Raw genomic sequence first — 13,302 nt, forward strand, 5'->3', positions numbered from 1 at the left:
CACGACCACGACCACGACCACGACCACGACCACGACCACGACCACGACCACGACCACGGCACCGGCCACAGTCGCGACGCCCATCGTGCGCAGGCTCACGCGACCGATCACGCTCACGATCATCGCCACGATCACGCGCGTTCGTCGCAAGGGGTATCGAACGTTCCCGCACACACCATCGCATCGACCAGCGACTATCAGGACGCCCACGAACGGGCCCACGCCCGCGACATCGAGAAGCGCTTTACAGGTCGTCAGGTGACTACCGGACAAATCGTGATGTTCGGCCTGACAGGTGGGTTGGTGCCGTGTCCCGCATCGATCACGGTGCTGCTGTTGTGTCTGCAACTCAAGCGCTTCGCGTTAGGCGCGGGGCTGGTGCTGTGCTTCAGCATCGGGTTGGCGATGACGATGGTGGCGTCCGGCGCGCTGGCGGCGCTCAGCGTGCGGCATGTGTCGCGTCGCTGGCGCGGTTTCGGCGAGTTCGCTCGCAAAGCGCCTTACGTTTCCGGTGCGCTGATCATTCTCGTGGGGTTGTACGTCTCGTATCAGGGGCTTTCGCACATCGCCTTCAGCGCGTGATCGGCTGAGGCCTCGCGCCGCCCGATTCGTGCCGCCGCCGCACAAATGATGTGTGCGGCGGCGGCTGGTGCCGAGATGCGGGCATTCCTAGACTGGTCGTCTCATTGACCCTGAAAGAGGATGATCCGTGACGACGCTCCCGCAACTACTGCTGAGAACCCTGAAACTCGCGACACTCGGCTTGTCGCTGTCCGCCGCCGTGCCCGCTGCGGCAATTGTCTCCGGCTCGACGGACGCTGCCCCAACCATCCGCGCGATGCTCGGCGCCACGCCGATCGACGGCCTAGATCCAAAGCGCACCGCGCTTGTCGTGATCGATTTCCAGAACGAATACTTCACCGGTCGCATGCCGATTCCGGAGGGCGCGCAGGCGCTCGCCAACACGCGAAAGCTTCTCGCGTTCGCTGACCGCGCGGGCATGCCCGTCTTCCAGATCCAGCACGTCGCGTCCGCCGGCAGCGCCGTGTTCGCCATCGATGGGAAGACGGTCGGCTTTGCAGCGGGCGCCGAACCGCGCGCGGGCGATACGGTGTTGCAGAAAACGTCGGTGAGCGTGTTTGCAAGTACGGACATCGATGCACGGCTCAAGGCGAAGGGCATCGACACGCTGCTGATCGCCGGGTTGATGACGCACGCGTGCGTGGCGGGTGCAGCGCGCGACGCCGTGCCGCTGGGCTATCGCGTCGTGGTAGCATCGGACGCCTCCGCGACCCGCGACATCGCGCGCGCCGACGGTTCCCGCGTCACCAGCGCAGCACTGCATCGCGCCGCACTCGCCGAGATCGAAGACACGTTCGGCGATGTGATGACGACCGATCAGGTGCTGGCTTTGCCACTGCGCTGACGTCTCCCGTCGCCACGCTCACATACGTCTCCTCGCCGTTCACGACATGGATCAACTGCTCGCAATGCGCATCTTTCTCGCACTGGTCGACGCGCGCAGTTTTTCCGGCGCGGGCGAGGCGTTGGGCATATCGCATTCGAGCGTGTCGCGTCAGTTGAAGCAGACCGAAGCGGCGCTGGGTGTGGCGTTGGTGGCGCGCAGCACCCGTCAGTTCGCGCTGACGAGTGCCGGTGAGCGTTACCACCGGCATTGCGTGGATATCCTGGCGCGCGTCGATGCGATGACGCATGCCATGGCCGACGAGCGCGAGCATCCCAGTGGCCCGCTGCGCGTGAGCGTGCCGCTCGCCATCGGCACGCTGGAACTGCCCGCGTGGCTGCCCGCCTTTCGTCTGCGCTATCCCGACATCGACCTGACGCTTTCGTGCAGCGATCAATACGTCGACCTGCTTGCCGAGGGCGTCGACGTCGCGCTTCGCATCAGCAGCACGCCGTTGGCGGACAGCCGTCTTGTGGCGAAGCGTTTGACGGTATCGAATACGGTGCTCGTCGCCTCACCGGCCTATCTCTCGCAGTACGGGCTGCCGCGCACACCGAACGACCTGCTGTCCCATCGATGCCTTCGCTTTGCCGGCGCGAATGTGCCCGACGTGTGGAACGTCACCGGCACCGACGGACAAACGCAGCGCATTGCGCTACAGCACGGCTTCACCTCCGACGCCATCACGGCGCTGTTCGCGGCATCGCTCGCGGGGCAAGGCATCGCGGCGTTCACCGAGCGCACGGTGCGCGCCGAACTGGCACACGGAACACTGGTGCGCGTGCTGCCGCAGCACTCGCTCGGCGACAGCCACTACTACGCGCTGTACCCGCAAACGCGTCACGTCAGCCCGAAGGTGCGCGCGTTCATCGACTTCATGGTCGAGCACTATCGTTAGGCAATCCTGTCGTGCGAAACGTGCGAGATCACGATAAGCTGCTGCGGCGGCGCGGTTTGCCGCCCATACCAAAAAAGTCCACCGGAGGGACCCCCCATGACGCTGACCGAGCTTCTCATCCCCACCTTCCTGCAAATGCTTCGCGGCCACTCGGCGTGGCTCGACAAGGCCGCCGCCTACGAGAAAGCCCAGGGCAAGGATCCGGACGCCCTGATGACGTTGCGTCTCGCGCCCGACATGTATCCGCTCGCCGCGCAGGCACGCTTTGCGAGCTACCTGTCGATGGAGCCGGTGTATCGGCTGCGCGGCGAAGCGATCCCGGAAGCCGCGCAGGCCATTCAGCGCGAAGGCTGGAACAGTGCAGAGCGTCCGGGCACGTTCGACGAGGCGAAGGCGTGTCTCGCCCATGCGATTGCGTTTCTCGAAGCGCTGCCCGGCAATGCGCTCGATGCCGGTGAGTACATCGACATCGCCCTCACGCTGCCCAACGGCGTGATCTTCGACATGACGGGCGAGCAATACGCCCGCGACTGGGCGCTCGCGCAGTTCTACTTCCATACCAACATCGCTTACAGCATCCTGCGTCAGCATGGTGTCGAACTGGGCAAGGCCGAGTATGTTGCGCATGCCGTTGCGTACTTGCGGCCGGGTTCGCTGCCGAAAGCGTAACGAAAGCGCGACGAAAGCATCGGGCGACGACGCCACTTGAATTGTCACGCTGCCGTCGCGTAGACGTTGTGCGCGACGGATGGCACGCGCTTCATGCGCGCGTGCCTCACTCTCCCATCAGAAACGGTGGTCCGAAGCGCGTAGCAATGTGTTCCGTCGATTCGAACAGCTCGCGCAGTACCTGACTCGTGCACGTGGGCTGCACGTAGAGATAGAACGCCACGTCGGGCAGACGCGGCAGGCCATCCGCTTCGGAGAGCACGCGCATGTTCGCGTCGAGCAGTTCGGTCGTGCGCGCGGTCACACCGAGGCCGGCGCTGATCGCCGCCTTGATGCCGGTGAGCGTCGGCGAGATGAAACTCGTGCGCCATGCAATGCCCGCAGCGTTGAGTCGCTCGATCGACAGGCGTCGGAACAGGCTCAACTCGTCGGCCATCACGAGCGGCACGGGGGCTGCCGCGTTGAAAATGAAATCGTCCGCACAGATCCACACCATCGGCGACGTGCGCAGCTTGATGCCGGGAAACCCTTCGTCGTACCGCGTCGAGATCGCAAGATCGAGCTCGTTGTCGCGTAGCGCGTCCATCAAATGCGGACTGCGGCCCACGATGATTTCCAACTGCAATTCCGCCGAGAGTTTCGAGAGCCGTCGCAGCATGCTCGGCAGGATCGACTCGGCGACGTCGTGCGGCGAACCGATGCGCAACTTCTCCGCTGGCCCGCGCGTCTGCATGACCTGCACGGCCTGATCGTTGAGCGCGAGGATCTTGTTTGCGTAGGCGACCAGACGCACACCGTCGGCCGTCATGGTCTTCTGCCGCCCCTGCTTTTCAAATAGCGGGCACCCCATTTCCTGTTCGAGCCGCTGCATCTGCTGCGTGATGGCCGACTGCGTGCGACCCACGCGCGTGGCGGCCGCAGCAAAGGTCTCATGCTGCGCAATCGCTACGAAAGTGCGTAGCAGATCGATGTCGAGATTTCGCATGATCGTCCGAATCAATACTTCAGAAACGTTAATGTTTCTGAGATAAAAATTAAATTGTTCTGGACAATTTTGGTGGATAACCTGCCTGACACTCAAGCAATATTTATGTGACTGGGGGTGCAAGCCAGCGTTGACTGGTCCCCGCTAATCGATTTTCGTCATTAGCTTTCCCGTAAATCGATGCGCCCTTCGGTCGAACCCCCAAGGAGACTCAGCATCATGTGGCAACGACACCTTGCAGCCGCGCTGTTCGCGACACTCGCCATGACGGGGATCGCGCGCGCCGATCAACTGGCTGACATCAAGGCACGCGGCACGCTCGTTTGCGGCACGCAAAACGCCAGCGAACCCTACGCCTTCCCCGATGCCGCCACGCGCAAGATCGTCGGCTTCGACGTCGATGTGTGCTCGGCGCTCGCCAAAGGGCTCGGCGTGAAGCTTGAGCATCGCGCGCTGTCGACCGACGCCCGCATTCCCGAACTCAAGACCCGTCGTGTGGACGTGCTCGCCGCCGCCGTTGCCTGGATGCCCGCGCGCGCCGCGCAGGTCGACTTCAGCGACCAGTACTTCGTCGCGCCGATCCGCGTGCTGGTGCGCGCTGATTCGCCGGTGCAGACGCTTGAGCAACTCTCCGGAAAGAAGATTGCAGCGTCGGAAGGATCGAGTTCGGCGGCGGTGTCCGTGACTCGTCTTCCCGATTCGAACCTGCTCACCTTCCACGACATTTCGTCGGCGTTTCTCGCACTGCAACAAGGCAAGGTGGAAGGGCTCGTCGCCGGTCAGCTGATTCTTGCGCGCTTTGCCAATGAGGCCGCAACGAAGGGCGGTCAGCAATACCGCCTGCTCACCAAGCCGGTGTTCGAGGAGCGCTGGGGTGTGGTGATGAACAAGGGCGAACCGGCCCTGCGCGACGCGGTGAACAAGATTCTCGTCGACTACGACAAGTCCAACGGCTTGCAGGACAGCTTCGAGAAGTGGCTCGGCAGCAAGTCGGTCTACAAGTTCACGCGCGACTACAAGGTCGAGCCGATCAAGGTGCAGTGAGCGAGACGTCGCACCATGTTCGATCTCTCGTTTCTGCTCGAAGACGGTTACCTGAAGCTGTTTCGTGACGGGGTACTGACCACGCTCAAGCTGTTCGTGGTCTCGGGGTTGCTGGCCATCGTGGTGGGCGTGGTGCTCACCACCTTGCGCGCACTGCCGGTGAAGCTTTTCAAGGGCTTCGTGATCGTGGTGGTGGAGTATCACCGCAACGTGCCGGTGCTGGTGCAGATCCTCGTGTGGTACTTCGGCGTGCCGCAACTGTTGCCCGAAGGAATGCGCGACTGGATCAACGCGGGCAACACCGAGTTCTTCTTCGCGACGGTGGCGCTCGCGCTCAACGCCGGGGCGTTCATCTCGGAGGATCTTCGCTCGGGCCTGCGTGCGATTCCGCACACGCAGCAGGAGGCGGCATGGTCCATCGGCCTGACGTACTTGCAGTCGTTCCGCTACGTGATCCTGCCGCAAGGCATTCGCGTCGCCCTGCCCGCGCTGCTCAACCAGTCGCTGCTGCTCTTCAAGAACAGTTCGCTGGCGATGGCGATCGGCGTTCATGAATTGCTGTATCGCACGCGTCAGATCGATAACCTGACGTTCCGCACGTTCGATGTGTTTCTCGTGGCGACGATCCTCTATCTGATCGGCACGCTGGCCTTGATGGCGCTCTCCGAGCACTTCGCCAAACGCCGCACGGCGCCCTCGGGAGTCTGACGATGTACGAGATTCTTCACGACTATCTCGCGCTGTTCCTCGTCGGCAGCTGGCCCAACGGCCCGCTCGGTGGCGTGGCCATCACGCTGATCCTGTCGGCGCTGGGGCTGGTAGTGTCGTTCCCGATCTCGGTGATGATCGGTCTGGCGCAGGTCTCCCCTTGGCGCTGGATGCGACGCATCGCCGGTATCTGGACACGACTCGTGCGTGGCATTCCGCTGCTGATGATCATCTTCTGGGCGTACTTCGCGGTGCCGCTGCTCGTGGGCGCCGAGGTGTCGGCCTTCACGACGGCGGTGTGCGCGATCATCGTCTACGAAAGCGCGTTTCTGTCGCAGATCGTGCGCGCCGGTCTCGAAGGGCTGCCGCGCGGGCAGATGGAAGCCGCTCGCTCGAACGGTTTGTCGTGGCTGCAAAGCATGCGTTACGTGCAGTTGCCGCAGGCGCTCGCGAACATGCTGCCGTCGATCGTCAATCAGTTCGTGTCGATCATCAAGGCGACGTCGCTCGCCTATGTGATCGGTGTGCCCGAACTCACGTATTCGGCGGCGCAGGTCAACACGATTACGCTGACCAAACCGTTACAGACGTTCCTCGTGCTCGCGGCGTTCTACTTTGTGTTGTGTTTTGCGATCTCGCGCTTCGCCGGTTGGCTGGAACGTCGAATCGCCCGACAGCGTGCGGGGCTGGCATGACAATGATGACGCCAGGAATCGCGACAGGAACCACGAAGCCCGCAGTGGCAGCACTCAAGCATCAAGTGTCAGGAGGCAGCGCACGATCATGACCATGCTCGCATTCGAGAAAGTCGATAAGTTTTACGGCGAACACCATGTCCTCAAGGGCATCGACGCCACCATCAATCGCGGTGAAGTCGTTGTCGTGTGCGGCCCGTCGGGCTCGGGCAAGTCGACGCTGATCCGTACCGTCACGCGGCTCGAAGCCATCCAGAAGGGACGCATTCTCTTCGAGGGCAAAGACGTCACCGCGCGCGATGTGAAGCTCAACCAGTTGCGTGCGCGCATCGGTTTCGTCTTCCAGAGCTTCAATCTGTTTCAGAACCTGTCGGTGCGTCAGAACCTGATTCTCGGGCCGACGAAAGTGCTCGGCATGTCGCGCGACGAAGCGGTCGCGCAAGCCGAAACGCTGCTCGCCAAGGTCGGCCTCGCGCACAAGATCGACGCCATGCCCGCGAACCTTTCGGGCGGACAGCAGCAGCGTGTGGCGATTGCCCGGGCGCTGGCGATGAAGCCGCCGCTGATGCTGTTCGACGAGCCCACGAGCGCACTCGATCCGGAGATGGTGCAGGAAGTGCTGCAAGTGATGCGCTCGCTCGCCGATGACGGCCTGACGATGATGATCGTGACGCATGAGATGGGTTTCGCGCGCGACGTCTCGAGCCGCGTCTGGTTCATGGATCAGGGCCAGTTGCTCGAAGACGCGCCGCCGGCGGAGTTCTTCAGTCAGCCGAAGCACGCACGCGCCCAGCGATTCCTGCAAGACGTGTTGCGTCCGTCGCCGATGATCAGCGTGCCGCGCGGTGAGGCGGTGCCCGTCTGAGACCCGACACCGTACGCCGAACGACCGCAATGACCGCAACGACCAGATAACAACACACACGACAACGCCTGACCCGGGCACCCGCACAACAACGTCATACAAAGCACTACGGAGAAGACTTTCATCATGTCCACGTCCCAACTCCCCGAACAACGTCAGGCCGTCGTCGGCGAGGCGATTGCCGCCATGAAGGCCGCGCTGGCACCGGCGGGCGAAACGCGCCCCGCACTGGCCGCCGTGCTCGAACAGGTCAAATCGCTCGCCGCTCGTACGGCGCTGTGGAACGAAGCCGAGTTCCCGCCGCCGAACGACGGCGAACTGCAAGCGCGTTATCTGATTCATGAAGACGCCGACAAGACCTATGCGCTGTATCTGAACGTCATGCGTCCGGGCAAGAAGATCACGCCGCATAACCACACGACGTGGGCATGCATCGCGGCGGTCGACGGCGTGGAATACAACTACGTCTACCGTCGCACCGACGACGGCAAGACGCCCGGCGTCGGCACGCTCGAAGTGAGCGACACCGTCGTGGTCGATCCGGGCAACGGCATTGCGCTGGCGTCTGAAGACATCCACGCGGTCGAGATCAAGGGCGAGGCGCCGATCCGCCATCTGCATATGTACGGTCGCGCGCTCGAGACGCTCACCGAGCGCATCACCTTCGATCTGGCCAACGGCACGTATCAGGTGATGGACATCGGTGTGAAGACGCGCCGCTGATCTCCGGTGCCTTCGATGCCTTCGACGAACTAATCCGCTGAAGGCTGCGCCGCCGGCCGACGCACACGTCGCCGGTCACACGCAGCCACCATCGAATCCCGACGGCGCGTAAGCCCACGCGCCACCCGCAACACACCGCCCTCACCGGCGGTGCGGGCCTGCTCATCCCTACGCTTTGGCTACGGCCGGGCGGAAACTGATAACCGACGCAACGCTATGACTTCGTTCATTCCTCATTTTGTGCCACCAGCCCGACTCAAGGAATGGCTGCACGACGGCGCCGAGATCGCTGTGTTCGACGTGCGCGAACACGGCCAGTACGGCGAGGCCCACCTCTTCTACGGCGTGACGCTGCCCTACAGCCGCCTCGAAATCGACATCGTGCGTCTCGCGCCGCGCCGTGACGCGCGCGTGGTCGTGTACGACACCGACCAGAGCGTGGCCGTGCTCGCGGCGCAGCGTCTGAGTGCGCTGGGCTACACGGATGTGTCCGTCCTCGAAGGCGGTACCGATGCCTGGCAGCAAGCCGGTTTTACGCTGTTCGCGGGCGTGAACGTCCCGTCGAAGACGTTCGGCGAACTGGTCGAGATGGCGTATCACACACCTCGCGTGACGGCACGTGAACTTGCCGCGATGCGTGAGCGTGGCGACAACGTGGTGATTCTCGACGGACGTCCCGTCAACGAATACCTGAAGATGACGATCCCGTCGTCGATCTGCTGCCCGAACGGCGAACTCGGCTATCGCATTCGCGAGCTGGTGCCGGACACGACGACGCCCATCGTCGTGAACTGTGCGGGTCGCACGCGCAGCATCATCGGTGCGCAGACGCTCATCAACCTCGGTATCCCCAATCCGGTGATGGCGCTGGAGAACGGCACGCAGGGCTGGTATCTGGAAGACCTGCCGCTGGAGCATGGCAGTACGCGCCGCTATCCCGACGTGGTGACGCCGTCCAGTCTCACGCAGATGCGCGAAGCGAGCGGTGCGCTGGCCGAGCGGTTTGCCGTGCCTGAAGTGGAGGCATCGACGTTCGCGCAGTGGGCGAAGGATACGTCGCGCACGCTGTTCCTTTGCGACGTGCGTACGCCTGAAGAGTTTGCCGCGGGCACGCTGCCGGGGGCGCAGCATACGCCGGGCGGACAGTTGATTCAGGCGACGGATCAGTACGTGGGCGTGCGTCATGCACGTGTGGTGCTGTTCGACAACGACGGCGTGCGTGCGCCGATCGTCGCGAGCTGGCTGCGTCAGTTGGGCCACGATGCCTATGTGCTGCGCGACGGTCTTGCGAGTGGGGCGTCGCTGCCCGCACCGGTCGCCGGTGTCGCCACGACGCTCCCGGAAACCGATGTCGCCGCACTCGTCACCGCCCTGGCGAACGGCAGCGTGACGGTGGTCGACGTACGCCCGAGCATGAGCTTCCGTCGCGAGCATGTGCCGGGGGCGCTGTGGGCGATTCGTCCGCATCTGCCGACCCTGCCCGCCAAGGGCGACGTCATCGTGATCGGCGATGAGCGTGGTGTTGCGGAGTTGTTCGTGGCCGACTGGCGACGCGAGCATGCACAGGATGCGCGCACGTTCTCGTGGCTCGCAGGCGGCTTCAAGGCGTGGACGGCGGCCGGTCAGCCGGTGCAGACCACGCCGGATTCGCCGCCCGATGCCCAGTGCATCGACTATCTCTTCTTCGTGCATGACCGTCACGATGGGAACAAGGCGGCGGCGCGTCAGTATCTGGCGTGGGAGACGGGCCTGCTCGCGCAGCTGGACGAGCAGGAGCGCGGTGCATTCCGTATTGGTGATGCCGCCGCCACGAAGTAAGCTGTGCGTCTGGCGTGGGCGCGTACTGTGCAGGTACGTCGCCCACGCTCAGGCCCACATCCTAATCGCATGACCTGAATCGCTCGAAACGTCTTTTCTACGCCAGACCATGTCCCGACAAATCCCCCCGCTACGTCATCCGCGCCTTGCCACCCGTCTCGTCAAGGGTGGCACCGATACTGCCGTCGTCGGCGGTCGCGCCGTCAATCCGCCCGTTGTGCGCGCGTCCACCGTGTTGTTCGACACGATGGACGACATGAACGACGCTCGCCGCCGTCGCGGCACCGAGCGCATGTTCACCTATGGCGCGCGTGGCAACCCGACGGGCTTTGCGCTAGAGGATGTTGTCGCCGGACTGGAGGGTGGGTATCGCACGCGTCTGTTCCCGACGGGGCTGGCAGCGATCTCGATGGTGTTCCTGGCGTACGTGCGTCCCGGCGACCACGTGCTGATTGCCGATTGCGTGTATCAGCCGCTGCGTCATTTCGTCGAGACGTTCCTGAAGCCGTGGGGCGTGCACGTCACGTTCTTCCGTGCGGACGGCAGCGACGCGGCGGAGCACATGACCGCGCGCACCAAGATGATCTACATCGAAGCGCCGGGATCGCTGGTCTATGAGATGTGCGACATTCCGGCGCTGGCCGATCTGGCGCATCGTCACGGTGCGTTGCTCGTTGCCGACAACACCTGGGGATCGGGCGTGCAATGCCGTCCGTTGATGCTGGGGGCCGATGTCTCCGTGATGGCCGCGACGAAGTATCTCAGCGGTCACTCCGACGTGATGATGGGTACCGTCACCACGACGCAGGACGTCTGGCAAACGCTATCGACGATGGCCGATGCGCAAGGCGTTGCGGTGAGTCCTGACGACGCGTATCTGGTGTTGCGCGGCACGCGCACGCTGGGGGCACGCTTGCAGATGCACGAGCGTCACGCACTGGAAGTCGTGCATTGGCTGAATGGCCTGCCGGACGTGGCACGCGTATTCTGCCTCGCGTTGCCGACGGACCCGGGGCACGAGCTGTGGCGACGCGATTGTCTCGGCACGAATGGACTGGTGTCGTTCGAGTTCGCGAACGCGACACCCCAGCAAGCGGACCAATTCGTCGACTCGCTGACGTTATTCGGCATTGGGGCGTCGTGGGGCGGCTTCGAGAGTCTGGCGACGGTGTCGAACGTCGTCGGCACGCGCACATGCGAGGACTGGTCGAACGCCGGTCCGATCGTGCGTCTGCATATCGGGCTGGAAGACCCGCAAGATCTGATCGACGATCTTGCGGCGGCGTTCGAGAAAGTGTTCGGCGGCTGATTGCCGGACGATGGCCTGACGAGGCGAGGACGTTGGATACGGTGGACGTATCCAACGCTGTCGCGGCTCTTGTCGGGTGACGACGTCAGACCGTGCCGGATTGCGGTTCGCCGTTATTTGGCCGGTTCGGCCTTCGGGCGCAGGCCGTCGAGCGTGGAGAGAATCCGATGCGCGGCACGGATGCGCTCGTCCATCGCATAGTTCTTGTTGGCGAGGATCACGATCCCCATCTGCTTCGACGGCACGAACGCCACGTACGTCCCGAAGCCGTTCGTCGAACCGGTCTTGTTCACCCAGGCGACCGGTGACGGCGCCATGGGCGGCGCGAGTTCGCGCACCGATGTCGGCTCGTAAGCCATGCGCGAGGAGTTGCCGTCGAGCAGCGTGTCGACACTGGCCGGGTACGGGTACTGTTCCCAGATGACGTCCTGCGTCATCGGCGCATCGAAGAAATAGCTGGTGCGTGTGGCGTACAACGCGTGACGCAGACGGCGGTCATGCACGGCTTCACCAAGGTTGGCCTGCACGAAGCGCAGCAGATCGCTCGCGGTCGTTTTCACGCCGTACGCCTCTTGTTCGAAGACGCCCGGGTTCACGCGCACGGGCTTCCCATCCTTATATCCCCAGGCGTAATTCGCTTGCTGATCCTCCGGCACGCGCAGGAAGGTGTGCGTGAGATTGAGCGGTCGCAGGACATGCTCGGACATGAGCGACGCAAAGTCGCCATGCATCGCACGAGCGGTGATCCATCCGAGCGCACCGATGCTGACGTTGGAGTAGGTGCGCACGGTGCCCGTCGGCTTGGCGGGTTTCCATGCCTTGAGATATTGCGTGATGGCTTCGGTATCGGTGACGTTGTCCGGCACTTGCAACGGCATGCCGCCCGTGGTGTGGGTGGCGAGGTTGAGCAGTTTGACGTCACCGAACGGGGTATTGGCGAATTCGGGGGCGAAGCGGCTGACCTTGTCGGTGAGCGAGAGTACGCCGGCGGCCTGCGCGTAGGTGGCGAGTGTCGCGGTGAAGGTTTTGCTCACGGAGCCGATTTCGAAAAGCGTGTCGTGAGTGACAGGCTTGTTGGCGGCTTTGTCGGCGACGCCGTAATCGAAGACATAGGACTGTCCGTCGACGACGATACCGACAGCCATGCCCGGAATGTCCTGACGCGCCATGAGCGGCGTGATGGTCTCATCGACAAGCGATTTGATCTGTTCCTGACGGGGATTCGTCTGAACTTGCGCACCGGACTCGGCGGCATAACTGCGCGCACTGAAAGCCATCCAGCTAATAGCGGCGGTGGCGGCGAGTGCTGCGAAGAGTGTGAAGTAGGGTTTGGTCATCGACGGTCATCTCCGTGTGAGGGCTCACCGGGACGTACATTCTGCATCGCCGTGAGCTATGGACGAAGCGTAAACCCAAAGGGGAGTGGGTTTTGGGTGGTTGCATGTAACCGTTGTAACGGTTGCAACTCATCGTCGAGGCCAAGATTCTTCTCGAATGGCTCAACGCTTCGGAGTCCAGACGCATTGGATACCGCGAAGTCTCGAGACGAAAAAAAACCGCCCTCAAGGGGCGGCAACACGCTGAAACAAAACGGGGGGAGGGGGGAACAGCTTTTCAGCGCGTGGGTATGTCGTTGATGGATGTCGAGGTGTTCAAGACGCGACTTCGCGCGTCGTCACGTTGTTTGGCGATCAGGCCGGTTCGAGTTCGCGATTGTCCGATTCGCGCATCACGCGAATGGCTTCGGCCGAAATCATGGCGTCGGCATTGAGCGGCGGTACATCACCAAACAGCGGACGGTAGACGAAATCACCCGCGTCGATGGTCTCGTTCGTCAACGCGCAAACGCCCGGATGCGGCGCCTTGCGAATGCGCCAGATCTGCGCGCCGTAGTTGCCGCCGGTCGCGTCGTTCCACGACACTGTGATCGTCAGCTCACTCGATATTTCCAGCACGCGCACGATGGGCGCGCGTCGGGTGTACGGAATCACCGGCTGACACACGACGGGTTCGGCGTCGAGCATGGCAACCGTGTGCTGCCACGGGGAATAGGACCCGCCCTGCTCACGTGCCGCGCGCGACGAGCGCGACGCACGGGACGTCTTGGACGGGGATGAGGACGC

General features: G+C 63.3%; 14 protein-coding genes. 11 read left to right on the forward strand and 3 right to left on the reverse strand.

Annotated elements, in window-relative coordinates:
- From A9762_RS02465 to A9762_RS02480, 4 genes are all read left to right on the forward strand, one after another.
- Positions 1-582, forward strand: a 582-nt coding sequence (locus A9762_RS02465) for a nickel/cobalt efflux transporter (RefSeq protein WP_170836166.1), incomplete at its 5' end; no start/stop codon positions are given.
- A 256-nt stretch (positions 583-838) separates the two neighbouring features.
- Entirely contained in the window at positions 839-1,426 is a 588-nt protein-coding gene (locus A9762_RS02470; protein ID WP_083253585.1) for a cysteine hydrolase family protein, read from the forward strand.
- A gap of 46 nt (positions 1,427-1,472) precedes the next feature.
- Positions 1,473-2,363, forward strand: coding sequence for a LysR family transcriptional regulator (locus tag A9762_RS02475; RefSeq protein ID WP_069340483.1), 891 nt, complete (start codon positions 1,473-1,475; stop codon positions 2,361-2,363).
- 96 nt (positions 2,364-2,459) lie between these two features.
- Positions 2,460-3,032, forward strand: coding sequence for a DUF1993 family protein (locus tag A9762_RS02480; RefSeq protein WP_069340484.1), 573 nt, complete (start codon positions 2,460-2,462; stop codon positions 3,030-3,032).
- Between the two features lie 106 nt (positions 3,033-3,138).
- Here the strand turns inward: A9762_RS02480 and A9762_RS02485 are convergent, their stop codons facing one another.
- Entirely contained in the window at positions 3,139-4,017 is an 879-nt protein-coding gene (locus tag A9762_RS02485) for a LysR substrate-binding domain-containing protein (RefSeq protein WP_069340485.1), read from the reverse strand.
- 219 nt (positions 4,018-4,236) lie between these two features.
- Between A9762_RS02485 and A9762_RS02490 the strand changes: the two genes are divergently transcribed.
- The 7 genes from A9762_RS02490 (at position 4,237) to metC (ending at position 11,179) form a co-directional block, all read left to right on the forward strand.
- Complete coding sequence (locus tag A9762_RS02490; RefSeq protein ID WP_069340486.1) at positions 4,237-5,061, forward strand: transporter substrate-binding domain-containing protein; 825 nt, start codon at positions 4,237-4,239, stop codon at positions 5,059-5,061.
- 15 nt (positions 5,062-5,076) lie between these two features.
- Entirely contained in the window at positions 5,077-5,769 is a 693-nt protein-coding gene (locus tag A9762_RS02495) for an amino acid ABC transporter permease (RefSeq protein WP_069340487.1), read from the forward strand.
- A gap of 2 nt (positions 5,770-5,771) precedes the next feature.
- The gene (locus A9762_RS02500; RefSeq protein WP_069340488.1) at positions 5,772-6,464 is read left to right on the forward strand and encodes an amino acid ABC transporter permease; all 693 of its coding nucleotides are present in this window, start codon (positions 5,772-5,774) and stop codon (positions 6,462-6,464) included.
- Positions 6,465-6,558: 94 nt separating this feature from the next.
- Positions 6,559-7,329, forward strand: coding sequence for an amino acid ABC transporter ATP-binding protein (locus A9762_RS02505; RefSeq protein WP_069340592.1), 771 nt, complete (start codon positions 6,559-6,561; stop codon positions 7,327-7,329).
- A gap of 126 nt (positions 7,330-7,455) precedes the next feature.
- Positions 7,456-8,052 carry a cysteine dioxygenase family protein gene (locus A9762_RS02510; protein ID WP_069340489.1) on the forward strand — a complete coding sequence of 199 codons (597 nt, stop codon included), beginning with the start codon at positions 7,456-7,458 and terminating at the stop codon, positions 8,050-8,052.
- Positions 8,053-8,268: 216 nt separating this feature from the next.
- Positions 8,269-9,870, forward strand: a complete 1,602-nt coding sequence (locus A9762_RS02515) for a rhodanese-like domain-containing protein (RefSeq protein ID WP_069340490.1) — start codon at positions 8,269-8,271, stop codon at positions 9,868-9,870.
- Between the two features lie 109 nt (positions 9,871-9,979).
- Positions 9,980-11,179: a cystathionine beta-lyase gene (gene metC / locus A9762_RS02520; RefSeq protein ID WP_069340491.1), complete on the forward strand. Its 1,200-nt coding sequence runs from the start codon at positions 9,980-9,982 to the stop codon at positions 11,177-11,179.
- Positions 11,180-11,292: 113 nt separating this feature from the next.
- Here the strand turns inward: metC and blaPNC are convergent, their stop codons facing one another.
- Both blaPNC and A9762_RS28790 read right to left on the reverse strand, forming a co-directional pair.
- The gene (gene blaPNC / locus A9762_RS02525; protein ID WP_069340492.1) at positions 11,293-12,516 is read right to left on the reverse strand and encodes a PNC family class C beta-lactamase; all 1,224 of its coding nucleotides are present in this window, start codon (positions 12,514-12,516) and stop codon (positions 11,293-11,295) included.
- 354 nt (positions 12,517-12,870) lie between these two features.
- Complete coding sequence (locus A9762_RS28790; protein ID WP_069340493.1) at positions 12,871-13,203, reverse strand: DUF3331 domain-containing protein; 333 nt, start codon at positions 13,201-13,203, stop codon at positions 12,871-12,873.
- Positions 13,204-13,302 lie beyond the last annotated feature (99 nt).

Source organism: Pandoraea sp. ISTKB, from assembly GCF_001721285.1.
GTDB lineage: Bacteria > Pseudomonadota > Gammaproteobacteria > Burkholderiales > Burkholderiaceae > Pandoraea > Pandoraea capi.